Annotated in this window: 29 protein-coding genes; 13 read left to right on the top strand and 16 right to left on the bottom strand. The window is 29.3% G+C overall.

Features of this window, described 5'->3' with window-relative positions; genetic code table 11:
* Window positions 1-6 precede the first annotated feature (6 nt).
* The gene (locus H0I29_RS17090) at window positions 7-666 is read right to left on the bottom strand and encodes an alpha/beta hydrolase (protein ID WP_218753596.1); all 660 of its coding nucleotides are present in this window, start codon (window positions 664-666) and stop codon (window positions 7-9) included.
* 30 nt (window positions 667-696) lie between these two features.
* A complete protein-coding gene (mtaB, locus tag H0I29_RS17085; protein ID WP_218730723.1) occupies window positions 697-2,031 on the bottom strand; it encodes a tRNA (N(6)-L-threonylcarbamoyladenosine(37)-C(2))-methylthiotransferase MtaB in 1,335 nt (444 codons plus the stop codon).
* Window positions 2,032-2,154: 123 nt separating this feature from the next.
* Here mtaB and H0I29_RS17080 point away from each other — a divergent pair, with 123 nt between their 5' ends.
* Window positions 2,155-2,649, top strand: a complete 495-nt coding sequence (locus tag H0I29_RS17080; RefSeq protein ID WP_218753594.1) for a GNAT family N-acetyltransferase — start codon at window positions 2,155-2,157, stop codon at window positions 2,647-2,649.
* A 53-nt stretch (window positions 2,650-2,702) separates the two neighbouring features.
* On the opposite strand, the gene H0I29_RS17075 is transcribed toward H0I29_RS17080, so the two are convergent.
* From H0I29_RS17075 to H0I29_RS17040, 8 genes are all read right to left on the bottom strand, one after another.
* Window positions 2,703-3,845 carry a geranylgeranyl reductase family protein gene (locus tag H0I29_RS17075; RefSeq protein WP_218753592.1) on the bottom strand — a complete coding sequence of 381 codons (1,143 nt, stop codon included), beginning with the start codon at window positions 3,843-3,845 and terminating at the stop codon, window positions 2,703-2,705.
* 42 nt (window positions 3,846-3,887) lie between these two features.
* Window positions 3,888-4,748 (bottom strand): endonuclease/exonuclease/phosphatase family protein, encoded by an 861-nt coding sequence (locus H0I29_RS17070; protein WP_254712657.1) that lies wholly within the window; start codon window positions 4,746-4,748, stop codon window positions 3,888-3,890.
* Window positions 4,749-4,899: 151 nt separating this feature from the next.
* Window positions 4,900-5,751 (bottom strand): rhomboid family intramembrane serine protease, encoded by an 852-nt coding sequence (locus tag H0I29_RS17065; RefSeq protein ID WP_218753588.1) that lies wholly within the window; start codon window positions 5,749-5,751, stop codon window positions 4,900-4,902.
* Complete coding sequence (locus H0I29_RS17060; RefSeq protein ID WP_165733389.1) at window positions 5,751-6,485, bottom strand: rhomboid family intramembrane serine protease; 735 nt, start codon at window positions 6,483-6,485, stop codon at window positions 5,751-5,753. Before H0I29_RS17060 ends, H0I29_RS17065 begins: the two co-directional genes overlap by 1 nt.
* Before the next feature lie 2 nt (window positions 6,486-6,487).
* On the bottom strand, window positions 6,488-8,305 hold the full coding sequence (gene mutL / locus H0I29_RS17055; RefSeq protein WP_218730718.1) for a DNA mismatch repair endonuclease MutL: 1,818 nt from the start codon (window positions 8,303-8,305) through the stop codon (window positions 6,488-6,490).
* 6 nt (window positions 8,306-8,311) lie between these two features.
* Window positions 8,312-8,581, bottom strand: coding sequence for a riboflavin synthase subunit beta (locus tag H0I29_RS17050; protein WP_165733387.1), 270 nt, complete (start codon window positions 8,579-8,581; stop codon window positions 8,312-8,314).
* 223 nt (window positions 8,582-8,804) lie between these two features.
* Window positions 8,805-9,311: a 6,7-dimethyl-8-ribityllumazine synthase gene (gene ribH / locus H0I29_RS17045; RefSeq protein WP_218753586.1), complete on the bottom strand. Its 507-nt coding sequence runs from the start codon at window positions 9,309-9,311 to the stop codon at window positions 8,805-8,807.
* Window positions 9,312-9,390: 79 nt separating this feature from the next.
* Window positions 9,391-10,182 (bottom strand): tol-pal system YbgF family protein, encoded by a 792-nt coding sequence (locus H0I29_RS17040; protein WP_254712656.1) that lies wholly within the window; start codon window positions 10,180-10,182, stop codon window positions 9,391-9,393.
* A gap of 88 nt (window positions 10,183-10,270) precedes the next feature.
* Between H0I29_RS17040 and H0I29_RS17035 the strand changes: the two genes are divergently transcribed.
* Genes H0I29_RS17035 through H0I29_RS17025 form a run of 3 tightly spaced genes read left to right on the top strand, consistent with a single transcriptional unit; the run spans window position 10,271 to window position 12,818 of the window.
* Window positions 10,271-11,350, top strand: a complete 1,080-nt coding sequence (locus H0I29_RS17035; protein WP_218753584.1) for a DNA replication/repair protein RecF — start codon at window positions 10,271-10,273, stop codon at window positions 11,348-11,350.
* 43 nt (window positions 11,351-11,393) lie between these two features.
* Entirely contained in the window at window positions 11,394-11,690 is a 297-nt protein-coding gene (locus H0I29_RS17030; RefSeq protein WP_165733384.1) for a DUF721 domain-containing protein, read from the top strand.
* 15 nt (window positions 11,691-11,705) lie between these two features.
* On the top strand, window positions 11,706-12,818 hold the full coding sequence (locus H0I29_RS17025; RefSeq protein ID WP_218753582.1) for a tetratricopeptide repeat protein: 1,113 nt from the start codon (window positions 11,706-11,708) through the stop codon (window positions 12,816-12,818).
* A gap of 82 nt (window positions 12,819-12,900) precedes the next feature.
* Here the strand turns inward: H0I29_RS17025 and H0I29_RS17020 are convergent, their stop codons facing one another.
* The gene (locus tag H0I29_RS17020) at window positions 12,901-13,320 is read right to left on the bottom strand and encodes a nucleoside-diphosphate kinase (protein WP_218730714.1); all 420 of its coding nucleotides are present in this window, start codon (window positions 13,318-13,320) and stop codon (window positions 12,901-12,903) included.
* A gap of 415 nt (window positions 13,321-13,735) precedes the next feature.
* Between H0I29_RS17020 and H0I29_RS17015 the strand changes: the two genes are divergently transcribed.
* The 6 genes from H0I29_RS17015 (at window position 13,736) to pheT (ending at window position 20,625) form a co-directional block, all read left to right on the top strand.
* Complete coding sequence (locus H0I29_RS17015; protein WP_218730713.1) at window positions 13,736-14,764, top strand: bifunctional oligoribonuclease/PAP phosphatase NrnA; 1,029 nt, start codon at window positions 13,736-13,738, stop codon at window positions 14,762-14,764.
* The gene (gene gldI / locus H0I29_RS17010; protein ID WP_218753580.1) at window positions 14,754-15,287 is read left to right on the top strand and encodes a gliding motility-associated peptidyl-prolyl isomerase GldI; all 534 of its coding nucleotides are present in this window, start codon (window positions 14,754-14,756) and stop codon (window positions 15,285-15,287) included. Before H0I29_RS17015 ends, gldI begins: the two co-directional genes overlap by 11 nt.
* A gap of 2 nt (window positions 15,288-15,289) precedes the next feature.
* Complete coding sequence (locus tag H0I29_RS17005; protein WP_218753578.1) at window positions 15,290-16,018, top strand: FKBP-type peptidyl-prolyl cis-trans isomerase; 729 nt, start codon at window positions 15,290-15,292, stop codon at window positions 16,016-16,018.
* An 8-nt stretch (window positions 16,019-16,026) separates the two neighbouring features.
* A complete protein-coding gene (locus tag H0I29_RS17000; protein ID WP_218753576.1) occupies window positions 16,027-17,190 on the top strand; it encodes a peptidylprolyl isomerase in 1,164 nt (387 codons plus the stop codon).
* The gene (locus H0I29_RS16995; protein ID WP_218730709.1) at window positions 17,180-17,752 is read left to right on the top strand and encodes a phosphatase PAP2 family protein; all 573 of its coding nucleotides are present in this window, start codon (window positions 17,180-17,182) and stop codon (window positions 17,750-17,752) included. Before H0I29_RS17000 ends, H0I29_RS16995 begins: the two co-directional genes overlap by 11 nt.
* 446 nt (window positions 17,753-18,198) lie before the next feature.
* Entirely contained in the window at window positions 18,199-20,625 is a 2,427-nt protein-coding gene (gene pheT, locus H0I29_RS16990; protein WP_218753573.1) for a phenylalanine--tRNA ligase subunit beta, read from the top strand.
* A gap of 291 nt (window positions 20,626-20,916) precedes the next feature.
* On the opposite strand, the gene lipA is transcribed toward pheT, so the two are convergent.
* From lipA to H0I29_RS16965, 5 genes are all read right to left on the bottom strand, one after another.
* On the bottom strand, window positions 20,917-21,786 hold the full coding sequence (gene lipA / locus H0I29_RS16985) for a lipoyl synthase (protein ID WP_218730707.1): 870 nt from the start codon (window positions 21,784-21,786) through the stop codon (window positions 20,917-20,919).
* 111 nt (window positions 21,787-21,897) lie between these two features.
* Window positions 21,898-22,050 (bottom strand): hypothetical protein, encoded by a 153-nt coding sequence (locus H0I29_RS16980; RefSeq protein WP_218730706.1) that lies wholly within the window; start codon window positions 22,048-22,050, stop codon window positions 21,898-21,900.
* Between the two features lie 53 nt (window positions 22,051-22,103).
* Window positions 22,104-22,667, bottom strand: a complete 564-nt coding sequence (locus H0I29_RS16975; protein ID WP_218730705.1) for an RNA polymerase sigma factor — start codon at window positions 22,665-22,667, stop codon at window positions 22,104-22,106.
* A complete protein-coding gene (locus H0I29_RS16970; RefSeq protein ID WP_218730704.1) occupies window positions 22,658-23,761 on the bottom strand; it encodes a glycosyltransferase in 1,104 nt (367 codons plus the stop codon). Before H0I29_RS16970 ends, H0I29_RS16975 begins: the two co-directional genes overlap by 10 nt.
* A 13-nt stretch (window positions 23,762-23,774) precedes the next feature.
* A complete protein-coding gene (locus tag H0I29_RS16965; RefSeq protein WP_165733369.1) occupies window positions 23,775-23,978 on the bottom strand; it encodes a membrane or secreted protein in 204 nt (67 codons plus the stop codon).
* Between the two features lie 133 nt (window positions 23,979-24,111).
* Between H0I29_RS16965 and H0I29_RS16960 the strand changes: the two genes are divergently transcribed.
* The 3 genes from H0I29_RS16960 (at window position 24,112) to H0I29_RS16950 (ending at window position 25,989) form a co-directional block, all read left to right on the top strand.
* Window positions 24,112-24,942 carry a mechanosensitive ion channel family protein gene (locus H0I29_RS16960; protein ID WP_218753572.1) on the top strand — a complete coding sequence of 277 codons (831 nt, stop codon included), beginning with the start codon at window positions 24,112-24,114 and terminating at the stop codon, window positions 24,940-24,942.
* Window positions 24,943-25,026: 84 nt separating this feature from the next.
* Entirely contained in the window at window positions 25,027-25,605 is a 579-nt protein-coding gene (locus H0I29_RS16955) for an RNA polymerase sigma factor (RefSeq protein ID WP_218753570.1), read from the top strand.
* A gap of 63 nt (window positions 25,606-25,668) precedes the next feature.
* Window positions 25,669-25,989, top strand: coding sequence for a hypothetical protein (locus H0I29_RS16950; protein ID WP_218753568.1), 321 nt, complete (start codon window positions 25,669-25,671; stop codon window positions 25,987-25,989).
* The last annotated feature ends 5 nt before the right edge of the window (window positions 25,990-25,994 follow it).

The raw sequence follows: 25,994 nt of genomic DNA, 5'->3' as shown, positions 1-25,994 counted from the left end.
TGTATTTTAACTAGTTAAAGTATCGTTAATAATTTTAGTTAATTTTTTGGCTTTAGTGATAATCATAATATGGCTACCACCTTCTATTTGTATACATTTTTTTATGTTTTTTATAGGAAATACATGATCACTTGTGCCGTGAATATGAGTAATGTTTTGGTCTTTTTCTGTTTGTACCCATCTAATAATGGTGCCAATAGACCAGTTTAAATACAATTCGCTTCTAACAGAAAGATACTTTTTATATATATCTGCTCTCTTCTTTAACGATTTTCCTAAAAAATATTGCGCATAATCTTCAAAATTTGAAACAACTTTTGTAGGAAAGAATTTGTAAGCTTTTGTAAATTTCACAAATTCAAATCTCTTTGGCAATTCTTTTTGGTGTTTTACACTAGATATAATAATAATTTTTTTAACATCTAGATATTTACTCATTTCTTGTACCATAATTCCGCCAAAAGAAACACCTACTAAAACAGGGTTTTCTTCTTTTACTTCTTCGCTCATTCTCATTGCATAATTAGCAATAGACTCTTCTTGTGCTATGGGGGTTATCCACTCTAAATAATGAACGTCATATTTATCTTTTGATAATTCTAAGTTTTCAAAAATTTCTGGTCCAGCTGCTAAACCAGGTACCAAGTATATTGGAATCTTTTTCATATCTATTTATTTTAATGTAGCAATTACATTTTAAATTGTAACGCTATTGTTTTCAAAATTAAACCTAACCAGACCATCTTCATCAATTTCAGTAAGTGTGATAGTATGTAACGTATTTACTAATTCTGGGTTCCAAGGTGTTTTAACTTTAACGTAATTTTCTGTAAAACCGTTTATATACCCCTCTTTATTTTCATTTTCAAATAAAACGGTTAGCGTATTTCCTAACTGACTTTCATAAAAAGCACGTCTTTTTTTAGCGGATAAACCACGTAACATTTTACTGCGTTTTGCACGTACTTTTTTAGGTACGACGCCTTCTAGATGTACTGCTTCTGTATTAGGTCTTTCAGAGTAGGTAAAAACATGTAAGTAAGAAATATCCATCTCGTTTAAATAGTTGTACGTTTCTAAAAACAGTTCATCTGTTTCACCAGGAAAACCAACTATAACGTCTACACCAATACAAGCGTTAGGCATTACTTCTTTAATTCTTGTTACTCTGTTTGTATATGTATTGGTTAAATACCTACGCTTCATTTTCTTAAGTAGCGCATCGCTACCAGATTGCAAAGGAATATGAAAATGAGGTACAAAAGAGTCCGATTTAGATACAAACTCAATCGTTTCATCTCTTAGTAAATTAGGTTCTATAGACGAAATTCTTAAACGGTGTATTCCCTCTACTTTATCTAATTCTTTTACAAGTTCTAAGAATGTATGTTCGTGCTTTTTGTTACCAAATTCACCTTTACCGTAATCACCAATATTAACACCTGTTAAAACAATTTCTTTAATTCCTTTTGATGATATTTCTTTGGCGTTTTCTATTACATTTTCTAAAGTATCGCTTCTAGAAATTCCACGTGCTAGCGGTATTGTACAATAGGTACATTTATAATCGCAACCATCTTGTACTTTTAAAAACGCACGTGTTCTATCTCCAATAGAATAAGAACCTACGTAAAAATCTGCATCAGAAATTTCACAAGAGTGAACTTCACCAACATTATTTTTAGTTAAATCGTTTATATAACTGGTAACATTAAACTTTTCTGTAGCTCCTAAAACTAAGTCTACACCATCTACAGCAGCTAATTCTTCTGGTTTTAATTGCGCATAGCAACCAACTGCTATTAAAAAAGCGTCATCATTTTTCTTTAAAGCATTTTTTACAATGGTTTTAAAGCGTTTATCAGCATTATCTGTAACAGAACAGGTATTTATAACATACACGTCTGCTTTTTCTTCAAAATCGACACGATTAAAACCTTCACTCACAAAATTACGAGCAATAGTAGACGTTTCTGAAAAATTTAATTTGCATCCTAAAGTGTAAAAGGCAACTTTTTTATCTGCATTCATTCTAATAAGGTTGTTTAACAAAAAACAAAACTTTAAAAAAGGATTTATTTCTTAAAGTTCAAAATTGTATATTTACAAATACTGTATAAAACAGTTTAGAAGCGCAAAAGTACGATATTATTGATGATTTTTGAAACGGAAAGGTTAATTATTAGGAGACTAAATGTAGAAGATTTAGATGCATTTCATAAACTAGAAAGTAATACAAATGTTTTAAAATATGCTATAGGAAACCCAAAGAGCTATATTGAAAATGAAATTGAGTTAAAAGCTTTAATTTTAAAATATAATATCCCTAAAAATGACTTTTGGGTTTACGCTATTATCAGGAAAACGGACAATCAATTTATAGGAACAGTGGCCTTAGTTAAAAACAATCTAGACGATGAAATTGGATATCGCTTTTTAGAAGAATTTTGGAATCAAGGGTTTGGTTTTGAGGTTTGTGGTGGATTAATTTCTTATTGTAAGAAACTTAAAATGGATAAAATTATTGCATATGTAGTAGATGAAAATATAGGTTCTTCTAAAATTTTAGAAGCAAATTGTTTTCAAATAAAAAATACTTTTATAAATGATGAAGGTATGGCAGAAACAAAATACGAATTGTATTTATAATTAAAGATGCATATACCTCGCATTACTATGCAGGGTTTAGTGCATCGTTTTGTTTAAAATAACTTCTCTTTAATTTTAGCTTTTAATTTTTCAGAGACGTTTGTTGGAAACGGTTTGTCTCCATGTAAAATGTCTACCATTAAATCGCTAAAATGCTGTCCGTATTTTTTTAGTATATAATTTCTAACTGGATTGTTATTATAAAAGAATTTAGATAAAGTGGTACCAGAGTTTAATTCTGGTAATATCTTAATATTTAATTTTTCTATGTACAGTTTTTCAGCTAAAGCTTTCTCTAATTTACTTTCAATAAGTGCTTCTGCCACATATTTTCCGCTTAAAATAGCGTTCGATATTCCTTCTGCAGTTATTGGTTCTGCAAAACCAGCAGCATCTCCAATTAAAAAAACATTATTTTTAACAAAACCATCTGTTCTTGGAGCAATGGGGATTTTAAAACCGTGAGCATCTTCTTTTATAACTTCTTTAATACCTAGCGTTTTTAAGTATTTTCTGTAATACTCTTTTAAATTGATTTTACCTTTCTTAGTGGTTAAAACACCTAAAGATAAATGATTTTTCTTTGGAAAACTCCATGCGTATCCATAAGGAACTGCGTCAATATCAAAACGTACATTTGTAGATAATCGTTTAAAATCTTCCTCAGAAACTTCTACTTCATATTCTAAAGCTGGTATTAGTTTTCTAGTGTCTTCTTTCCAACCAGCCATTTTTGCTGTCTGACTTAAAACACCGTCTGCAGCAATTATAAAATTTGCAGTAATTTCTCCTTGAGAGGTTTGTAATACAGATTTGTTATCTTTAAAATTAATACCTTTTAATGTATTGTTTTCTAATAAAGTAACACCAAATTCTTTTGCTTTTTCTACAATTAAATTATCAAAAGCATCTCTCATAATCATAGTTATGATTGGTTTTTCTTTAGAAGATTGGTAATAAATTTTACCGTCATTAAAATAGCTATCAACAGCAAAGAATTCACTTTCAATAACTTCGTTAATCTCAAAAGGCATGTCTTTTCTTCCTCTATTAACAAAACCGCCACCACACGTTTTATAACGTGGTAAAGTTTCTTTTTCTATGATAACGGTAGAGATACCTTGTTTACCTAAATAAAAAGCGGTTGAAGCTCCAGAAGGTCCGCTTCCAATAATCGCTACATCAAAATGTTTCATTGAATTAGAAAATTTAATTTTATAGTATGAATATAGAAAATTTTACCAGTTAATTTTTGCCATAATAGCAAAATGGTCTGAGTATTTTTCTGAATAGGTTGTAAACTTGTTGCTAATGGCGTCATTGTCGGTTAAAATGAAATCGATTCTCATAGGAAACCAGTAATCATAGGTTTTACCAAAACCTTTACCAGACTCGATATAAGTATCTTTTTTATCTTTTGCTATTTTGTTATATACCCAAGAGTAGCTTGTATTATTAAAATCTCCACAAACAATTTTTTTTCCTTTCCATTGTTGCTCATGTGCTAAAAACTGAACGGTTTGTTCTGCTTGTTCTTTAAAGGAATTAGAAACCCTTTCTATTAATTTTTCTGAATTTTCTTCGCCAAAATTCTCTTCATTTGGTTTTATTCTTAAAGATTCTAAATGGATATTATAAATTCTGATGGTGTCATTTTTCTTTAATATATCTGCAAAAATAATATTATTACCAGTACTTTTTAAATCTAAAGACCCTGCATTAATAATCTTATGTTTAGAGTAAATAGCCATTCCGTATTTAGTACTATTCGGACGAAGTTTTACGTATTTGTATGGAAATGAGAATTTGTTTTTATTAGATTTATAATACTCTTGTATGCTAATAACATCCGGATCTTTTGCGGCTATAAATTCGTATCCATCTTGCATAATAGAGTCTTTCTTTTTATGAAAAAGATCGAAGCTTTTTACATTATAACTCATCACTTTTAAATCATTATTTAAAGAAGAGTTGTTACCTGAAATTTTATAAAAAGGATAGGAAAAAAAGATTCCAATAATAAAAACTGTAACGGATAGTAATAATTGTTTTTTCAATCTAATTAACCAGTAAATGGCAAAAAGTAGATTTATTATCATTAAAAACGGTACAAATAGACTTATAATTGCTACAAAGGGTATGGTTGCAGGAGATATAAAATGTAGTACATAAGAGAGCAATAGTAGGGTTGCTAATATTGAGTTTATAAAATATAAAATCTTATCTAGGGGGGACAAATTTTTCATACTACTATCTTCCTTGTTTAAATAAAAACTCTTTTTCTTCTTTCGTTAAAGTGTCATAACCAGATTTGCTAATTTTATCTAAAATAGCATCTATTTGTTGTTGATTTAAAGAAGTATCTTTAGTAGTTTTTACTGTTTTTTTAGGTGATTTGTAAACTGTTTTTAAAGGTTTCTTTTTTGTTGAAAATAGGACTGCTATTTTATCGAAAATTTGTATTTCTTTATTGGCTGCTTTTTGAACATACAAAAAACCAAATAATGCACCTCCTAAATGTGCAAAATGGCCGCCAGCATTTCCTCCAGAGAGTGCTAATATATCTAAACCTACCCAAATAGCGCCCAAGTACCATAGTTTAACAAAACCAATAAAACGTATTTTTAATTGATAGTTGGGTATATATGTGGTAATTCCTATAAATATGGCTGAAATTCCTGCAGAAGCTCCTACTAATATAGAAGATTGACCTTGAAACAAAGGAAAGTAGTTATGGCTTAAAATAAACAATGCACCACCAAAAAAAGTACCTAATAGGTAGAAGGTTAATAGTTGTTTTTGTGTAAAATATTCGATGAATAAGTTTCCTACAAAGTATAGAGTTATTAGATTTAAAAGAATGTGTAGAAAGTCGGCATGTAAAAAACCATAAGTAATAATAGTCCAAGGTTTGGTCAGTAATGATGTAAAATTATCATCCAAAGAAAACCATGAAACTACCCAATTAATTTCACCTTTATATAAATCTTGAAAAACAGATGTTAACAAGGTGAATACAAAGATAGCAAGGTTTATGTAGATTAATTTTTCTACAATATTTCCGCTTTTATAGCGGTTTTTTATGTCGTCTATAAAACTCATTAATATGTTTTAAATTCATTCTTTTTCCAATACCAAGCAATTATAAAACCTATTAAAGCCCCTCCAACGTGTGCAAAATGAGCTATGTTTCCAATAGAGTATTTAGTCATTCCAAAGAATAAATCTCCCAAAATCATTACCGGTATAAAGTACTTTGCAGCAATAGGAACAGGGAAAAATATCAATGCTAATTTTGCATCTTTAAAATAAAGACCAAAAGCTACTAAAACACCATATACAGCTCCAGAGGCTCCAACTGCAGGAGTATTGTATAAAGAGGTTATTTGATTAAATTGATCTTGCGTAATGGCACCTATAATACGAGCATCATTGGTGCTACCAGATTTTAATATAGATAAAACTTCAGAATTATTTAAACCTGCATTTATAAAAAGTTCATAGATGCCGTTAAATTGATAATAATTGACTAATGTGTAAATTACTCCGGCTCCAATTCCTGCGGAAAAATAGAAAAAGATAAATTTCTTTTTTCCCCATATTTGTTCCAAGGGAGTACCAAAAGCCCATAAACCGTACATATTAAACAATATATGACTAAAACCACCGTGCATAAACATGTGTGTTACGTACTGCCAAATTCCGAAATGTTCATTTTCAGGAAAATGTAAAGCCAAGATATTTGTAAAATCTAATTTTAAAAGTTGCGGAGCCACAAATAAAATTACATTTATAATAATTATATGTTTTATGGCATCTGTAAGTTTCGTGTTCATTTTTAACTGTTAAATAGATTGTCTATTTCGTTTAATGTTAATGTTTTAAAAATTGGTTTTCCAAAAGGAGAAATGGTCGGTTCCTTACAAGAAAATAAATCATTTACCAATCCTTCTTGTTCTCGTTCAGAAAGTTGTGTACCTGTTTTAATAGACAATGTTTTTGAAAATGATTTTGCCATTACATCAAAATGACTAAAACTAGCATCTGGTACTTCTAAATCGATATCACTTAATAACTCTTCTAAGATAATTGTTATTTTACTCTCTGTAACCGAAACAGGTATTCCTTTTATAGTAACACTGTCTTTTGTAAATTCATCAAAAGAAAAACCAGCATTTTCTAATTCAGTTTTTATAGTATAAATCATTTCTATTTCTGCCGATGTGTAAGAAATTTTAACGGGAAACAATAATTGCTGACTGTTAGCTTCTTTTACAGTAATACTTTCTAAGAAGTCTTCATATAAAATACGTTGATGCGCTAAAGATTGATTGATTAAAACTACACCAGATTTTATAGAACTCAGTAAATATTTTCGCTGAATTTGAAATGTTTTTTGTGTTTTTATTTCTTGTTGATTGTCAAATAATTCCGATTGTATCTCTTCTTCTGTATCTGCAATAGTAGGAGTATATAGAGATTCCCAACTTTCTGTTTTTGGTTCGCTTTTAAACGGCGTATGAATTTCTTTATTTGCTTCTTCCTTAAATGGATTAAAATCTGGATCTACGGATATTTTTGGTGTAGATGTAGATTTTGGTTTTGAATTAAAATGATACGGCGTATCTAAATTTGCATCTCTATTAAAATCTAAAACAGGCGCTACATTGTATTGGCCTAAACTGTGTTTTACAGTAGCTCTTAACATGGCATACAATGCTTTTTCATTATCAAACTTTATCTCTGTTTTAGTTGGATGAATGTTAATGTCAATAGTATTTGCAGGTACTGTTAGGTATAAAAAATAGGAGGGATGTGATCCCTGTTCCAACAAACCATCAAAAGCATTTACCACTGCATGATTTAAGTATGAACTTTTTATAAAACGATCGTTTACAAAAAAGAATTGTTCTCCTCTTTTTCTTTTAGAAAATTCTGGTTTCGCAACAAAACCTTCTATACCTACTATATCAGTATATTCGTTTATAGGAACTAACTTTTCATTCATTTTAGTGCCAAAAACACTCACAATTCGTTTTCTTAAATTACTGCTTTTTAAATGATAAACTTCATTATCATTATGATGCATTAAAAAAGCAATATTTGGATGCGCTAAAGCTACTCTTTGAAATTCATCTATAATATGACGCGTTTCTACAGTATCCGATTTTAAAAAATTTCTTCTTGCCGGAATATTGTAAAACAAGTTTTTTACAGCAATACTGGTTCCTTTACTAGTAGAAATAAAATCTTGTGATACAATTTTACTTCCTTCAATTTTTATGCAAGTACCTAGCTCTTCGTCGTCTTGTTTTGTTTTTAATTCTACATGTGCAATGGCAGCAATAGATGCTAAAGCTTCTCCTCTAAAACCTTTGGTGTTCAGGTTAAATAAATCTTCTGCCTTTTGGATTTTAGAAGTTGCATGACGCTCAAAACTCATTCTAGCGTCTGTGGTGCTCATTCCTTTTCCGTTATCAATTACTTGAATTAACGTTTTTCCAGCGTCTTTTAATAAAAGTTTTATATTGTTTGAACCAGCATCAATGGCGTTTTCTAGCAACTCTTTTACAACAGAAGCAGGGCGTTGAACGACTTCTCCTGCAGCAATTTGGTTAGCAACATGATCTGGTAATAATTGAATAATATCCGACATTAATTTTTATTGAAAAATGGATAAATCGAAATCTATGATGTACAAAAAGATAAGTACTAAAATTGCGATAATATAAAAAAGTGTTTTGTTTACGCTTCTGTCTGAATTTTTTAAATCATCAAAAGCATCACTAAATTTACCTTTAATTCCTTTATTTTTACCAGTGGTTGTTCTAAACTGATCTAATTTGTGTTCTATTTTAAAAGGGCTACCTTCTCCTTTGTAAAAACGAGGTTGGTAATCAAATTTTTTATTAGTACGTTTTAAAAATCCCATAGTTTTAGTATTATTGGTTTATAAATTCTAGAATAAATCAAGGATTATACCAACTTTATAAGTGTTTCAAATTTACAGAATTAAAAGGAATTCTTCAAACAAAGATGTTAAAAGAGTTCTTAATTTTTCTTGCAAACTTTTTAAAAACTGTGTAGAGAGAACTTTAGGGAAAATAAAAGAATACCTACAAGGTTAGAGAAACCTTGTAGGGAAATGGTTATTATTAGTAACCAATACTTTCTGAAGTAGCATCAATATTTTTAAGTGCAGCCATTTTAATTGCTGCAACAGCACATTCTGTTCCTTTGTTACCTAATTTACCTCCAGATCTGTCTAAAGATTGCTGTTTTGTGTTATCTGTTAAAACACAAAATATAACAGGAACATCGTATTTTACATTTAAATCTACAATACCTTGGGTAACGCCTTCACAAACAAAATCGAAATGTTTAGTTTCTCCTTGTATTACGTTTCCAATGGCAATAATTGCATCAAGTTGTTGCATTGCAATCATTTTCTTGCAACCATAAACTAATTCAAAACTTCCAGGAACATCCCAAGAAATAATGTTTTCTTTAGTTGCACCGCAATCTAATAAAGTTTCAATTGCACCTTTTTGTAAATTCCCTGTAATTTCAGGATTCCATTCTGAAACAACAATCCCAAATCGAAAAGATTTCGCATTTGGGATTGTTGTTTTATCGTAAACTGATAAATTGGTTGTAGCCATATTTTTAGTGTTCAGTCTGCAGTTATCAGCTTTTAGTTAGTTATTTACTGCCAACTGTACTGTTTTACTGCGAACTATTTTAGTTAGCGTATTTAGCTGCTGCTATATATTTTTCTATATCTCTACCTTGGTCAGATTTAGAATAGTTTTCTTTAATTTTTGTAAATAATGTTTCTGCTTTACCAAAATCTTTTAATTCCATAGCAATTTGACCTGCTTTAAATAAGTATAATGGAGTTGTAAAATCATTACTTTTTTTGTTTGCAGCTTTTTCATAGTAACTTAAAGCATCTTCAGATTGGTTAATGTCTGCAAAAGCATCACCAATAGCACCAATAGAAACTGGACCTAATAACTCATCATCAGAATCAAATTTACTTAAGTGCTCAATTGCTTTGTCGTATTTCTTCATTTGTAAATAAGAAACACCTGCATAATAGTTTGCTAAGTTTCCTGCATCCGTTCCGCTAAAAGAATCTGCAATGTCTAAGAAACCATAATTACCATCTGCACCTTCTAATCCTAAAGTTAATAAAGAATCTACTCCAGAACCTGCAATTGACGCTTCGTTAAAATATTTTCTAGGAAAAGCTAACTCGTTAGAAGCTTTTGTTTCGTTTGGCTCCACTACATATTTAGTATAACCCATGTAAGCTAAAAACAATACTACTACTGCTATTAAAGATAAAAATAATGGTTTGTTGTTTTTCTCAATCCATTGCTCAGATTTAGACGCTGTTTCGTCTAAAGTATTTAATACTCCAGCTGTTTCAAATTCAGATTCATCAATTTGATTTTCTACTTGTTTACTTTCTGCCTTGTATTTTTTCTTGTATGTAGCCATTGTTTCCTTAAAAATTAGTGGCGACAAAAATAGTTTTTTTAATTGGATTTTAAAAGCGGATAATTCGCTAAATTTTCAATAATTTGCAAAACGTTTTCAATATCAAAATTTATCCATGTATTTACAGAAAATTTCTTTACTTAATTTTAAAAATATTGAGTCGCAAACTTTTGATTTTCAGAAGAAAATAAATTGTTTTGTGGGTAATAATGGTATTGGAAAAACGAATGTTCTAGATGCTATTTATTACCTGTCTTTTACAAAAAGTTACTTTAATTCTGTCGCTTTGCAGAATATTAGACATGGAGAAGGTTTTTTTATGATAGAAGGAGACTATCTTTTAAACGATAGAAATGAGAAAATTGTTTGTAGCTTAAAAAAAGGTCAAAAAAAGGTTTTAAAACGAAATGGTAAAAGTTACGAGAAGTTTTCTGAGCACATTGGGCAGTTACCATTGGTTATTATTTCTCCTGCAGATAGAGATTTGGTTACCGAAGGGAGTGATACAAGAAGAAAGTTTATAGATGGCGTAATTTCTCAACAAAACAAAACTTACTTAAAAGATTTATTGTCTTATAATAAGGTGCTGAGTCAAAGAAACGCATTGTTAAAATATTTTGCAGCAAATAGAACTTTTGATGCTTTAAATTTAAGTGTCTATGACGACCAACTTTCTGAGTTTGGAGCGCGTATTTACGAAGTTAGAAAAAGTTTTTTAGAAGGTTTTATTCCGATTTTTAATGAGAAATATCAAATAATTTCTGGTGATAAAGAACGTGTTAATTTATTGTATAAAAGTCAGTTGCATGATTTTTCTATGAAACATCTATTAGAAAAGTCATTAACAAAAGATAAAATTATACAGTATACAACTTCAGGCATACATAAAGATGATTTAAGTTTTGATATTGGCGATTATCCTATTAAAAAATTTGGTTCTCAAGGACAGCAAAAATCATATTTAATCGCTTTAAAATTGGCTCAGTTTGAGTTTATTAAGCAGCAGTCTAAAGTAACTCCTATTTTATTGTTAGATGATATTTTTGATAAATTAGATGAAAACAGAGTGTCTCAAATTATAGATTTGGTAAATAACGATGAATTCGGACAGATATTTATTACAGATACGCATTTTGAAAGAACAGAGAATATATTAAAGCAAGGGAGTAAAGAATATCAGATTTTTAAATTGTAATATTAGTTTTAAAGTTTCAAAAAATCCAATAATCTATTATATAATGGCAAAAAGAGAAAATGATTCCTTTTCTATTGAAGATTTAATGAAAAGTTTTATCAAGGAAAACAACTTGAGTAAAGGAATGCAAAAAATTAAAATAGAAGAAACTTGGAATAAAATGATGGGACCTGGTGTTGCCAATCATACCACTTCTGTTAAGCTGCAAAATAAAACATTGGTTATTCAGTTAACGTCTTCTGTTTTGCGTGAAGAATTAAGTTATGGTAAAGATAAGATTGTAAAAATGATGAATGAAGAAATTGGCGATGATGTAATTTCTAAATTATTGTTGGTATGATAAAAAAAAGAGAGTATGAATAAATTTATAATTTGTCTTTTTATATTATTATGCCCACTGTTGGGGTTTTCTCAAAGAGCTAAACTTTATAAAGATTTACCCGCTAAATCTTATTATGAGAATGGAAATTTAAGAGTTGCAAGGAATTTTAAGTCTGGAAAATTTTTAGGTTATAAAACTTTTTATAAAAGTGGTGCTTTAAGGTCTAACTACGTATTTAACTCTAAAGGTTATCATGATAGTATTGCTAACTTTTACTATCCAAATGGTAATGTTAAAACAGTTTGGAAGTATAAAAAGGATAAAGTGAAAAATCGTGTTGATTATACTTTGGAAGGAGCGGTTGTTAAAGGGGAGAAAAGTTATAAAAAAATAAGAATATGTAATGGTTTTTTACCTTATAGTAAAGATAATTTAATGTGGGCTTTTAGAAGAGCTAAATTAAATTCGGGACTTGGTTTTTACGATGAAGCTTTAGAAGATTTTAACTTTATTCTTTCTAAACTAAGTCCAAATGAAATAAGATTATCTTCTCAAAGAAGTATATATCATAGTTTGGCTATTGTTTATAGCGCTATTGAAGATTATGAAAAAGCATTGATGTATAATTTTAAAGCCTTAGCTATTGAAGGAGACAATCAAGCTGTTTTAAATAATTTAGGTTGGTTGCTGTTAAAAGCTAAAGATTATGACTTGGCATTAGAGTATTTAAATAAATGCCACGATATTAATCCGAATAATTATTATGCTTTCTTTAATAAAGCGAAACTTTATTTGGAAACTGGAGATTATACAAAAGCTGTAGGTTTTATAGAGAAAACGATAGCGGATAAAAGAAGTCATAAGTTATCAGAAAAAGATATTTCAGTAGAAAAAACTATTTGGGCAACAAGAGGAGAGATATATTATAAATTAGGTAGGTTTGAAGAGGCTATTAAAGATTTACAAAAATCCCTAGAAGAAAACACGGTTAATTCTTATGCTTATAAATGTTTAGCTTTAATTTATATAGAAAATAATCAATTAGATAAAGCTTGTAATGCTTTAGCTAAAGCAAAAGAATACAAGTATGATAAAACTTACAATACCAATGAGGTAGAAGAGTTGCAAAACAAGTACTGTTTATAATAATAATGTTAAAACAAAAAAACTCACAACTTTCGTTGTGAGTTTTTTTATGAAATATAGTTTTCAAGAATTTTATAAATTCTTAAAATTGGTCTCTTCCAGAAAAGTGAAAGTTTCCTTCAATTTCTGCATTTTCATCAGAATCAGAACCATGTACAGCATTTTCTCCCATAGAAGTTGCGTATAATTTTCTAATTGTACCTTCTGCAGCATCAGCAGGATTTGTAGCACCAATTAAGGTTCTAAAATCTTCTACAGCGTTATCTTTTTCTAAGATTGCAGCTACAATTGGTCCACGTGTCATGAACTCTACTAACTCACCAAAAAACGGACGCTCATTATGCACAGCATAAAAAGTTTCAGCATCTGCTTGTGTCATTTGAGTTTTCTTTAAAGCTACAATTCTAAATCCAGCAGCGTTAATTTTGTCTAAAATTGCTCCAGTATGTCCGTTTTCTACAGCATCTGGTTTAAGCATTGTAAATGTTCTATTTGTTGCCATTCTATTTTTTATATTTTTGCAAAAGTACATTATTTAATGTTAACTGCAAGTTAAGGGTAAACTTGTGTGAATTCTTGTTGTAACTTATTATTTTACCCCGCATTTCTATGGAGATTTCTTTTTTCTTAAAATTGAATTTTAAAAGTCTAAAACTAAGTTCTGAAGCTGCATTTTGTACGCTATATTTATCCGTTTTTTTAGTGAAATAATTGTAGGGATTTATAAGTCTGCTAGAAGTAAAAATCATTGGTGTTATTGTAGTAAGTTCCTTTAGTGGATTACTAATATTCTAAATAAAAACAACTAAAAGGTAGATTCTAATTGTTAAATTTTAAGACTAAATGGGTTTATTTTAACAGAAATGTAAAAGAAAATATGTTTTGAACAATGTTATTAAATTGTATCTTCGCATCTTATGATTTTAAAAGGATTGGAAGAGTTAAAAAGCTTTCTTGATACATCGAGAAATATTGTAATTGTAGGGCATAGAAATCCAGATGGAGATGCTATGGGGTCTACATTAGCTTTAAAACATTATTTAGATAAAAAAGGACACAATGCAACTGTTGTTGTGCCTAATGAATATCCAGAATTTTTACATTGGTTACCAGGTTCAGAAACTACCTATCGTTTCGATTGGCAAAATAATCAATCTCAAAAAGCCATAAAAGCTTCAGATCTTATTTTTCTTTTAGATTTTAATACGTTGCATAGAGTAGGTACTGATATGCAAAAAACGTTAGAAAAATATCCCAACGATTTTGCGATGATAGACCATCATCAACAACCAGATGATGTAAAATATATGTATTCTGATGTTACTATTTGCTCTACAAGTCAAATGGTATATCAATTTATAGAAATGAATGCCGATTTAGATTTAATTGATGCAGATATTGCTACTTGTTTATATACTGGTATTATGACGGATACTGGATCTTTTCGTTTTAGATCTACCACAAGTACTACGCACAGAATTATTGCCGCTTTAATAGATAAAGGTGCAAAAAATGATAAAATACATAATAATGTATATGATGCCAATTCTTATAATAGATTGTTGTTATTAGGACAAGCATTAAGTAATTTACAAATTTTACCAACGTACAATACCGCTTATATTACGTTGTCTTCGGAAGAAAAAAAGAGATTCGATTTTCAAAAAGGAGATACAGAAGGTGTTGTGAATTATGCACTTTCTTTGAAAGGAATTATTTTTGCTGCAATTTTTATAGAAGATAGTGAGCAAGGCATGGTAAAAATATCTTTCCGTTCTAAAGGAACTTTTTCTGTAAATCAATTTTCAAGGAATCATTTTTCTGGAGGCGGACATGACAATGCAGCAGGAGGAAGGTCTGACATTTCCATGGCAGAGACAGTGACCAAATTTGTTAGTTTATTACCACAATATCAAAATGAATTAAAAGCTTCTTATGAAAATTAAAATTTTAGTTCTAACATCAATTTTATGTATAGGCTGCTCTAAAATAGAGCCTAGAAAACCGATTAATCCTAAGGCCTCTACAACGGTATTAAAGGAAACTATTAAGGAATCTATAAAGTTAAATGCTTTAGAAGAAGCTAAGATTTTAGACGTAATTAAAAAAGATTCAGTAAATACATATCAAGTTTCTCCTAATGGATTTTGGTATGCCTACATCAACAAAATAGAAGAAAACGCTCCAACTCCAAAAGAAGGAGATCTTACTGTGATATCGTATAATATTGCTGATTTACAGGGAGATATAATTTATAGTAAGGACGAATTAGGGGTAAAAAATTACAGAGTAGATAAAGAAGATTTTATTTCTGCACTTCAAGTAGGAATAAAGTTGATGAAAGTTGGAGAAACCATTACATTTGTGATTCCGTCTTATAGTGCTTATGGCGTTTCTGGAGATGGAAATAAAATAGGAATTAATCAATCAATTAAGAGTACAGTAACATTAATCAATATAAATAATTAAAAATGAAAGTAGTAAAAAGTATTTTAGCAGTAGCTGTTGTTGCATCTATGGTTTCTTGTGGTAACCAAGTAAAAGAAGTTAAATCTTTAGAAACAGAAATAGACTCTGTTAGTTATGCAATTGGTTTAAGTATGTCTGGTCAATTAAGATCTGGTTTCGAAGAAGTAAATAAAGATATTCTTACACAGGCAATTAGAAATGGTTTAGATTCTACTAATTTATTAATAGATGTTAAAGATATTCAGAGTGTAATTAGCCCTTATTTTCAAAAGAAACAAGCAGAGCAAATGAAAGAGCAGCAAGAAAAAGCAGCTAATGAAGCAGAAGCTAAGTTTGGAGAAAATAAAAAAGCAGGAATTGACTTTTTAGCAGAAAATAAAACAAAAGAAGGTGTAATTACTACAGATAGTGGTTTACAGTACATTGTTTTAAAAGAAGGTAACGGAGACAAGCCAGAAGGACCAACTACTAAAGTAAAAGTTCATTATCATGGAACTAACATAGAAGGAAAGGTTTTTGATAGCTCTGTAGATAGAGGTACACCAGCAGAATTTGGATTAAACCAAGTAATTAAAGGATGGACAGAAGGTGTGCAGTTAATGAATGTTGGTTCTAAATACAAATTTTTTATACCTCAAGAATTAGCTTACGGAGCACAACAAAAAGGTGCAGATATTAAGCCATTTTCTACATTAATTTTTGAAGTAGAATTATTAGAAATTACAAAATAATATACTTGATGAAGAATTTAAAATACTTAATTGCATTTGTTATTTTATTAACTGCATGCAGCACTACACCAGAAAAGTACAAAGGGCTTAATGATGGAGTTTATGCTGAAATTTTAACCAATAAAGGGGAGATTTTAGTAGAATTATATGCAGAAGATGTACCAATGACAGTTGCAAACTTTGTTTCTCTTGTAGAAGGAACAAATAGCAAGTTAGTAGATTCTTTAAAAGGTAAAGACTTTTATGAAGGTGTTATTTTTCATAGAGTTGTAGATAACTTTGTAATTCAGGGTGGTGGTTTTACTGCTAGTGGAAGAAAAGATGCAGGTTATGTTTTTGGCGACGAATTTCCAAAGAGTGAAGATGGAGATTTAATGTACAGACATAATGATAAAGGGATTCTTTCTATGGCAAATGCAGGACCAACAACCAACAATACTCAGTTTTTTATTACTCATAAACCAATTCCACATTTAGATGGTAAACATGCTGTGTTTGGTAAAACAATAATAAACGCACTTCAGTTAAAAGAATTAAAAAGTAAAATTAAAGATTCTTTACAGTTAAATAAAGCAATAGATTCTACAAGAATGTCTGTTGTAAATAGTATTGTACAAAAAGATACTATTTTATCTGTAAAGATTCTTAAACTTGGGGCTGAAGCAAATAGCTTTAATGCCGCAGAAGTTTTTGATACTCAATTAGGAGATTTCGCAAATTTAGAAAAAGATAAAAAGAAAGCTGAAGATGAAGTTGAAAAAGCAAGATATGCTAATTATTTAGTAGAAAAGGTAGCTTTTTTAGATGAAATGGATGAAGCTAAAGCAGAAAAAACATCTTCTGGACTTCGCATTTTAAAATTAAAAGAAACTTCTGGAAAAAAAATAGTTGACAACAAACCTTTAACTATTAATTATACCTTGTATACTGCAGATGGTAAAAAAATTCAGTCTACAGCAGAAACTAGTGGAACACCTTTTGTTTGTCAGTTAAATGATACTCAAAGACCTATGATTGCAGGTTTTAAAGAAGGTGTCTTAACGATGAACGAAGGAGAAAAAGTACGTTTATTTATCCCTTACTATTTAGGGTATGGTGAAGAAAAATATGGTCCTTTTCCTGCAAAATCTGATTTAGTTTTTGAAGTTGAAGTATTAAAAATTGGAAAATAATTTGTTAGAAAATATTATACATTTAGATAAAGAGTTATTAATTTTTCTAAACAGTTTAGGGAGTGAGCAATGGGATCCGTTTTGGTTGGTAATTACCAATCAGCTTTATTGGAGCCCATTGTTTATTCTTATTTTTTATTTAACCATTAAGGCTTATGGTTGGAAACAAGGTGGATTTATGATTCTTACCATGATTTTATTGGTCGCCTTTTCAGACCAATTTACGAACCTTATAAAAAATTCTGTACAACGTTTACGTCCTAATAACGATCCAGAAATAAAGCACTTATTAAGAACGCTAATTACTCCTCAGAGTTTTAGTTTTACCTCTGGGCATGCTTCTACCTCAACATTTTTCTCTGTTTTTGTAGTATTACTTTTAAAAGATAAATATAAGTATATCTACTTTGTTTTATTTTGGCCATTAATTTTCGCTTATAGTAGGTTGTATTTAGGAGTACACTTTCCTCTAGATATTATTGTAGGCGCTTTAGTAGGTGTCACTTTTGCTAATATTTATTACTACTTTTTTAAGAAGGTCAATCAAAAAATATTTCAATAAAATTAGACAACATCCTTACTTTATTTTGTGTTTTTTTTTTCGATAATTATCGAAGTAAAATACATGCAATAAATTCTTCAATTTAAAATATTAAAACCAGTTTTATAAATGCATAATTAGGTTGTTCTAACTTTTTTTACGAACTAATTTTTCATTTTAATAAAAAAAATGTAATCAAAATACATTTAAACTTTAGAAGTAGCAACTTTTTTATAGTACAGGTCCGAAACTAAAAAAAGAGGCTGTAATTGGTGCTCTTCAGAAATAAAACATTTGCTAGAAAGTGGTTGGTAATTCTGTGTTTTCTACAACATTATTCAGATTTAAAGACACGTTATAATTTATTTTAGAAATATTAAAAATAAACTTACTTTTTAGAATTAAAATGGATGATAAAAAGTAGATTTTAAGTAAATTTGCAGTTAACAAACCCGGAAAAAAATAATATGAAAATATCATACAATTGGTTACAACAATTTTTGCAGATAGATTGGGAGCCTGTTAAAACAGGAGAATTGTTAACTGATTTAGGTTTAGAGGTGGAAGGAATTGAAACCAAAGAATCTATAAAAGGAAGTTTAAAAGGAATTGTTGTTGGTAAGGTTTTAACTTGTATACAGCATCCTAACGCAGATCGTTTAAAAGTAACTACAGTAGATTTAGGCCTAGAGAATCCCGTACAAATTGTGTGTGGTGCACCTAATGTTGCTGCAGGACAAAAAGTGCCAGTTGCAACTATTGGAACTACTTTATATGACGAGAAGGGTGACGGCTTTAAAATAAAAAAAGGTAAGATACGAGGTGAGGAGAGTCATGGAATGATTTGTGCCGAAGATGAATTAGGTTTAGGTAAAGGGCATGACGGAATTTTAGTCTTAGATAAAAAACTAAAAACGGGTACACCAGTTGCAGAAGTTTTTAAAATAGAAACAGATTATGTTTTCGAAATAGGGTTAACGCCTAATAGATCTGATGCAATGAGCCATTTTGGTGTTGCAAGAGATTTACGTGCAGGTTTAATTCAACAAGATATTAAATTAGAATTGATATCTCCTTCTGTAAGTAATTTTCATGTAGATGAAAGAACGTTACGCGTAGATGTAGAAGTAGAAAGTAAAGAAGCTACTCCTCGTTATTGTGGTATTACGATTACAGATATAGAAGTTAAAGATTCGCCAGAATGGATTCAAAATAGGTTAAAGGCTATTGGCTTAACACCTAAAAACAATATTGTAGATATTACAAATTATGTTTTACATGAATTAGGACAGCCTTTACATGCCTTTGATGCTCAGAAAATAAAAGGAAATAAAATACTTGTAAAAACATTAGAAGAAGGTACTAAGTTTACCACTTTAGATGAAGTTGAAAGAGAATTATCATCAGAAGATATTATGATTTGTGATGGAGATTCTAATCCGCTTTGTATCGCAGGTGTTTTTGGAGGTTTACATTCTGGAGTTTCAAAATATACAAAATCTATATTTTTAGAAAGTGCTTATTTTAATCCGGTTAGTGTTCGTAAAACAGCCAAAAGACATGCTTTAAATACAGATGCATCTTTCCGTTTTGAGCGTGGTATAGATATAAATACAACAGAATATGCTTTAAAAAGAGCAGCATTGTTAATAGAAGAATATGCAGGTGGTAAATTAGCATCAGATGTTTCTGATTTTTATCCTGTTAAGATAGAAGATTTTCAAGTATTTTTGTCTTTTGAGCATGTGTATAGATTAATAGGACAAGAGATTCCTAAAGAAACCATTAAAAATATTTTAGCTTCTTTAGAAATTAAAATTAACAGTGTAACTAACGGTGGTCTTGGTTTAACAATACCTTCTTATAGAACAGATGTACAGCGTGAAGCAGATATTATTGAAGAAATTTTAAGAGTATACGGTTACAATAATATTGAATTTTCTCACAAACTAAATACTTCAATTTCTTTTGATTCTAATAAAGAAACTAAGATAGAGAACGTTATTGCAAACCAATTAAGTGCTTTAGGTTTTAACGAAACAATGGCAAATTCTTTAACAAAGCCAGAATACACGGCATTGTCTGAGAATATTAATGAAGAGGCAAATGTAGAAATGTTAAATCCGTTAAGTAACGATTTAAAAGTATTACGTCAATCTTTATTGTTTAGTGGTTTAGAATCTGTTAGTTATAATATCAATAGAAAGAATAACTCACTACAATTTTATGAATTTGGTAAAACATATCATAAATACAACGAGAAATACGAAGAAAACAAACATTTAACGCTTTTTGTTACCGGTAACAGAACAAAAGAAAGCTGGAGTGTTGCTAGTAAATCAACTGACTTCTTTTACTTAAAAGGTGTTATTACTTCTTTATTAAGTAGATTAGGAATAGATAAAGTAAAATCGTCACCATCTAAACAAGATATTTTTTCTGAAGGAATTTCTTTTGGTTTAGGAAAAATAAAATTAGTAGAATTTGGAGTTGTGAAAGCTTCTTTATTAAAAGAATTCGGAATTAAGCAAGAGGTTTTATTTGCTGATTTTAATTGGGATACTATTTTAAAATTAGTAGGAAATAAGAATATTAAAGTAAGTGAGTTATCTAAATTCCCAATTGTAAAACGTGATTTAGCCTTATTATTAGACTCTAAAGTTTCTTTTAACGAAGTATACAATTTAGCTTTTCAAGCTGAAAAAAAGCTATTAAAAGAGGTTGATTTATTTGATGTTTACGAAGGTGATAAATTACCAGAAGGAAAAAAATCGTATGCAGTTAGTTTCTTATTACAAGATGAAACAAAAACTTTAGCAGACAAACAAATAGATAAAATAATGCAAAAATTACAGCAATCATTCGAAAAGAATTTAGAAGCTGTATTAAGGTAATTTAAAAATTACTTTTATTAATTTTCATAAAAAAACCATCTCATTTGAGATGGTTTTTTTTACTTACTAATTCAAATATTTATCTCAAAAACAGTTTACAAAGTTGCTTTCAATAGTGCTTTTTCAAACACGGTGCAAAAATAGTATATTATTTGAGAATATGTTAATTAAATTTAATTTTTATATTAATTTAATAAAAAAACGACTCTCAATTGAGAATCGTTAAATTTTATTCATTTTTGATGTAAAGATATAAGTGTTTATGCTAATACATTATAAACTTAAAAATATTTATACAGCGTGTTTATGTGCCTTGTAAGAAGAACGTACTAAAGCACCACTTTCTACATACATAAAGCCCATTTCTAAACCTAATGTTTCGTATTTTTTAAACTGATCTGGAGTGATAAATTCTTTAACCGGTAAATGCTTTTTGGTAGGTTGTAAATACTGACCAATCGTAATAATATCACAATTTACTGCACGTAAATCTTTCATGGTTTGTATAACTTCTTCTTCCATTTCTCCTAAACCTAGCATTAAACCAGTTTTAGTTCGCATTCCGTTTTCTTTTAAGTATTTTAAAACACCTAAACTTCTATCGTATTTTGCTTGTATTCTAACTTCACGAGTCAACCTTCTAACGGTTTCCATATTATGAGAAACTACTTCTGGATGTACTTCTATAACTCTATCTAGCTGCTTTGTATTTCCTTGAAAATCTGGAATTAAAGTTTCTAAAGTTGTTTTTGGGTTTGCTCTACGGATTGCATCGACAGTTTCTGCCCAAATAATAGAACCACCATCTTTTAAATCGTCTCTATCTACAGAAGTAATTACAGCGTGTTTTATGCTCATTAATTTTATAGAACGTGCCACTTTTTCTGGTTCATCCCATTCTACAGTATCTGGTCTTCCGGTTTTTACACCACAAAAACCACAAGAACGAGTACATGTGTTTCCTAAAATCATAAATGTAGCAGTTCCTTCTCCCCAACATTCTCCCATGTTTGGGCAGCTTCCACTAGTACAAATGGTATTCAGTTTATATTTATCTACCAAAGTTCTTAGTTCCGTGTATTTTTTACCAACAGGTAATTTTACACGTAACCATTTTGGTTTTTTAGCTTTTTCTGGAAGTATTACAGATTCTATTGCCATTTTTTATTGAATTTGAAAAACAAAGATACAAAGGAAAAAATAAAAAAGTAGGGTTATCATTTTAAGTATTAAACTTGTTTTATAAGAAATAATGAGATGTTGAATTTTCTTCTAAAAGTGCCCGGTTAAACCCGCCTTAAAATGTTCCCAATCAGAAATTATAGCTTTAAAAATAATAAAAGAAACTACAGCAATTAAAGTACTTATTCTTATGTTATTCTTGTCTTTTTTAGAGATGGAGTTCTTTTTCTGTTTTGTTGTCATTACAAGGTTTTTTAGAAAATAAAGAATTAATTACAAAAACATTGGTATATAGTTTAAGATTTCTTAATAATCTCTGCTAACAATTTTTTAGCTCTCAACAACTTTACCTTTACGTTATTCATAGGTTCGTTAATTTGCTCGGAAATTTCTTTATATGATAATTCCTGGAAATAACGTAACTGAATCACTTCTTGGTATTTAGGTTTTAATTTTTTGATGTCCCTTAATAACTTTGCTAAGTTTTGTTCTGTAATAATTTTATCTTCAGGAGTAGGGTTTTCATCGACTACTAAATACGCTTTTTCTTCTTGTTCTTTAGAAGTATTAGTAGCGATAGAAATATTTTTCTTTCGTAGTAAATCGATATGAACATTCTTAGAAATGGTGATTAGCCAAGTCTTAAAAACATACTGTTCATCAAAAGTATTAATTTTGTCAAAAGCTTTAGAAAACGTTTGTATAGTAATATCTTCTGCTTCGTTTTCGCTTTGTGTTCTCTTTAATTGATAATTATAAACGGCAGACCAATAGGTATCCAATAAGAATCTAAATGCAGATTGATTTCCACTTTTAGCCTTTGTAATATTGATTGTAAGTTTAGTATTGTCTATTTCCAATGATTTGGTTTTGACGACAAATTAGTGATAAATATTGAAAAGTGAAATATTAGTAGTCCTATTTCTAAAAAAGGCAATACATAAGTGATAGTTGGTTCTTTTAATTTTTTAGCAGAAAAACCGATAACAATGAATTGTACTAAATAATACGTTAAAAATATTGCTAAAACAGGTTCCCAAGGATAAAGGAAAAATAAAAGAATAGCCAAAAGATAAAACAATACTTTAGAAACAAAGAACAAGCCTAAAAAGAATTTATGTTTTGGTTTATAGTATTTTGCTGTAGATATATGTCTCCTTTTTTGTTGAAACCATTCTTTAAAGCTTTTGGGAGCAATAGATTCTGTAAAACTTTTTTTAGAGATGGTAAAGGTCGTATTTTCTTTGTTAGCTGCATCTTGAATAAACAAATCATCATCACCAGATTTTATATGGATATGATTTATAAAACCTTTCACATTAAAAAACTCAGATCTATGATATGCTAAATTACGACCAACTCCCATATACGGAGATCCTAATTTTGCATAACTAAAATATTGTATTGCAGTTAACAAGGTTTCGAAACGAACAAATAAATTTACTAATGATTTTTCTTTTTTATACTTACCGTATCCTAAAACAATGGTTTTTTCTTCTTGGAAATTTTTAGACATTTCAGAAATCCAATGTTTAGATACAGGTTTACAATCTGCATCTGTAAACAGGAGATGATCATTTTTTGCACCTTTTATTCCTAGTGTTAACGCGTATTTTTTATTTCCCCAAAAAGCCTCTATATTCTCAACATTAATTAACTTAATATTAGAATGTTCTTTTTCAAAAGACTCCATAACCTCTAATGTTTCGTCTGAAGAAGCATCGTTTATTAAAACAATATCAAAATTTGAATAATCTTGATTTAATATAGATGGTAAAAAATCTTGTAAGTTTTTAGCTTCATTTTTGGCACATACAATTACAGTTATAGGAATATCTAAGGCATTTTTTCTATCTGTTTTTTTTTTGAATAAAAAAGAAGAAAAAATGAGATAATAAATAATTTGTATTGCTGTAAATACTACAAAAGAGTAGAAGAGTACAGATAATATCATTTAAAAAAGAGAGTTAGTTATGTTCGGTGTCTTCGCAAGTATCAAATTGGTCTGGAGTTTTTCCACAAAAACCACAAGACTCTCCTGATTTGTTTAACATTGGGTTTTGGCTTGCACAAGTACCTGCAAATTTACCATCTTTTTTTGCCCATATTTTTATAGCGATTCCTGCCACTGCAAGTGCTAATAAACCTAAAGTAAGAAATAATAATTTCATAATAAAAATTTGAGATACAAAGATACGAATTCTTAAGCTGTCTTAAAAAACAATATAGAATATTTATATAGTGACTTTTTAAGAAATTAGGTGTCAAAACTTTGAATATAATTAACAACTTTAACATAAAATTATGGATACAATTACACAATCTTTACAAAACTTTTACAACACAATTTCTGCGGGTTTAGGAAACTGGGGACTTCAATTAATTGGTGCTTTTGCAGCATTAATAATTGGTCTTTGGATTATTAGGATGATTATGAAAGGAGTTTCTAAAGGGTTTGAAAAAACAAAATTAGATGAAACTTTACAACCTTTTCTATTAACCAGTATTGGTTTTATTTTAAAATTACTATTAATTATTTCTATTGCAGGTATTGTTGGTTTGCCAATGGCCTCTTTTGCAGCATTAATGGCAGGTGTAGGTTTGGCAATTGGTGCTGCTTTTAATGGTTCTTTAGGGCATATAGCTTCAGGTATTATGTTACTTGTTTTTAAGCCTTTTAAAGTAGGAGATTTAATTAAAACAAACGGAGCTTTTGGTTTTGTAAAAGAAATATCTGTCTTTGTTACCGTTATAGAAACGTTTCAGAATGAAACTGAAATTATACCAAATTCTACCATTACTTCTAATAAGATTACCAATTTAACTAAAATAGGAAATCTACGTATCGACATGCCTTTTGCAATTAGATATGGATCGGATATTGAGAAGGCAAAACAAATTGTATTGGATGTTCTTTTAAAAGATAATCATGTTTTACAAGAAGGCGCAAGTGCTCCAAGAGTTGCCGTAAATAATTTAGGACAAAATAGTGTTGAGTTATTAGCTTTACCTTATGCTAATTGCGAGAATTATTGGGAGGTTTTTTGGGATACTAGACAGAGAATTGTAGAAGCTTTAGGAAATGCCGGTTATGAAGCTCCTTTACCACAGAGAGTTGTTACAATGACTAAATAATATATTTTATATTTAATAATAAAGAAACGACTGTTTATCTAGACAGTCTTTTTTTGTATGTTTACTTTTTTGAAAACAATAATCTTGACCGAAGAGAACTTAATAGCACAATTAAAATCAGGAAAACAGACTGCTTTTAGTCAACTTTTAGATGACTATCAACAGAAAGTTTTTGGTACCTGTATTTCTTTTGTGCCTAATAAAGAAGATGCAGAAGATATTGCACAAGAAGTTTTTTTAGAAGTTTTTAGATCTATTTCTAAATTTAAAGGAGATTCTAAACTTTCTACTTGGATTTATAAAATAGCGACCAATAAGTGTCTAGAATTTATCAGAAAAAAGAATACTAAAAAGAGATTTGCGTTTATGCAAACTATTTTAGGAAATGAAATTCCGTTAGATAAAACAAGTTATTTTACAGAAGTAAATCACCCAGGTATTTTATTAGAGAATAAAGAAAAATCTGCAACTATTTTTAAGGCTATAAATACTTTGCCAGAAGCACAGAGAATTGTATTTACCTTGGCAAAGATTGATGATAAAAGTTATCAAGAAATAGTAGAAATTACGGGTAAAAGTTTGTCCTCGGTAGAGTCTTTAATGTTTAGAGCTAAGAAGAGTTTGCAAGAAAAATTAATAAACTTTTATAAAAACAATAATTAAGCGCAAGTTTTTAAAATAATTTGCATCTAAAAAAGTATAATGTTATTTTATAATTGAAATAAAATGAATAAAAAAGATACACATAAAAAAGTAGAAGAGACCTTTAAGGTATTAGATACTATTGATAAAGTAGAAGTAAATCACTTTTTTAAGCATAAAGTTTTACAAAAAATACAAGCTGAAAAGGTAGAAAAGAAACCTGTTTTTTCTTGGTTTACACTGCAGTTACAATTGGCAACCTTAGGTATTGTTTTGTTATTAAATATAGGAACTATTTTTTATGCTTTTAACAGTTCATCTCAAAGAGATAGTTCAACTTCAGATATTAAAACGTTTGCACAAGAATACTCTTTACAAACAGATAGTAGTTCTATTTTAAATTAAAAGTT

This window comes from Polaribacter sp. R2A056_3_33 (assembly GCF_019278485.1).
GTDB lineage: Bacteria > Bacteroidota > Bacteroidia > Flavobacteriales > Flavobacteriaceae > Polaribacter.
Note: the sequence above shows the minus strand (reverse complement) of the source record. Positions and strands in the feature narration are given on the sequence as shown.

Bases quoted from the DNA above. Each gene is read 5' to 3' on its own strand.
- H0I29_RS16970 (WP_218730704.1), bottom strand. From the start codon at position 23,761: ATGATATTATCTGTACTCTTCTACTCTTTTGTAGTATTTACAGCAATA.
- pheT (WP_218753573.1), top strand. From the start codon at position 18,199: ATGAAAATATCATACAATTGGTTACAACAATTTTTGCAGATAGATTGG.
- H0I29_RS17090 (WP_218753596.1), bottom strand. From the start codon at position 666: ATGAAAAAGATTCCAATATACTTGGTACCTGGTTTAGCAGCTGGACCA.
- H0I29_RS17065 (WP_218753588.1), bottom strand. From the start codon at position 5,751: ATGAGTTTTATAGACGACATAAAAAACCGCTATAAAAGCGGAAATATT.
- mutL (WP_218730718.1), bottom strand. From the start codon at position 8,305: ATGTCGGATATTATTCAATTATTACCAGATCATGTTGCTAACCAAATT.
- H0I29_RS17060 (WP_165733389.1), bottom strand. From the start codon at position 6,485: ATGAACACGAAACTTACAGATGCCATAAAACATATAATTATTATAAAT.
- H0I29_RS17000 (WP_218753576.1), top strand. From the start codon at position 16,027: ATGAAGAATTTAAAATACTTAATTGCATTTGTTATTTTATTAACTGCA.
- H0I29_RS16980 (WP_218730706.1), bottom strand. From the start codon at position 22,050: ATGACAACAAAACAGAAAAAGAACTCCATCTCTAAAAAAGACAAGAAT.
- H0I29_RS17075 (WP_218753592.1), bottom strand. From the start codon at position 3,845: ATGAAACATTTTGATGTAGCGATTATTGGAAGCGGACCTTCTGGAGCT.
- H0I29_RS17020 (WP_218730714.1), bottom strand. From the start codon at position 13,320: ATGGCAACAAATAGAACATTTACAATGCTTAAACCAGATGCTGTAGAA.
- H0I29_RS16950 (WP_218753568.1), top strand. From the start codon at position 25,669: ATGAATAAAAAAGATACACATAAAAAAGTAGAAGAGACCTTTAAGGTA.
- lipA (WP_218730707.1), bottom strand. From the start codon at position 21,786: ATGGCAATAGAATCTGTAATACTTCCAGAAAAAGCTAAAAAACCAAAA.
- mtaB (WP_218730723.1), bottom strand. From the start codon at position 2,031: ATGAATGCAGATAAAAAAGTTGCCTTTTACACTTTAGGATGCAAATTA.
- H0I29_RS16960 (WP_218753572.1), top strand. From the start codon at position 24,112: ATGGATACAATTACACAATCTTTACAAAACTTTTACAACACAATTTCT.
- H0I29_RS17005 (WP_218753578.1), top strand. From the start codon at position 15,290: ATGAAAGTAGTAAAAAGTATTTTAGCAGTAGCTGTTGTTGCATCTATG.
- H0I29_RS17050 (WP_165733387.1), bottom strand. From the start codon at position 8,581: ATGGGATTTTTAAAACGTACTAATAAAAAATTTGATTACCAACCTCGT.
- H0I29_RS17030 (WP_165733384.1), top strand. From the start codon at position 11,394: ATGGCAAAAAGAGAAAATGATTCCTTTTCTATTGAAGATTTAATGAAA.
- H0I29_RS17025 (WP_218753582.1), top strand. From the start codon at position 11,706: ATGAATAAATTTATAATTTGTCTTTTTATATTATTATGCCCACTGTTG.
- H0I29_RS16965 (WP_165733369.1), bottom strand. From the start codon at position 23,978: ATGAAATTATTATTTCTTACTTTAGGTTTATTAGCACTTGCAGTGGCA.
- H0I29_RS17070 (WP_254712657.1), bottom strand. From the start codon at position 4,748: ATGATAATAAATCTACTTTTTGCCATTTACTGGTTAATTAGATTGAAA.
- H0I29_RS17080 (WP_218753594.1), top strand. From the start codon at position 2,155: ATGATTTTTGAAACGGAAAGGTTAATTATTAGGAGACTAAATGTAGAA.
- gldI (WP_218753580.1), top strand. From the start codon at position 14,754: ATGAAAATTAAAATTTTAGTTCTAACATCAATTTTATGTATAGGCTGC.
- H0I29_RS17015 (WP_218730713.1), top strand. From the start codon at position 13,736: ATGATTTTAAAAGGATTGGAAGAGTTAAAAAGCTTTCTTGATACATCG.
- ribH (WP_218753586.1), bottom strand. From the start codon at position 9,311: ATGGCTACAACCAATTTATCAGTTTACGATAAAACAACAATCCCAAAT.
- H0I29_RS17035 (WP_218753584.1), top strand. From the start codon at position 10,271: ATGTATTTACAGAAAATTTCTTTACTTAATTTTAAAAATATTGAGTCG.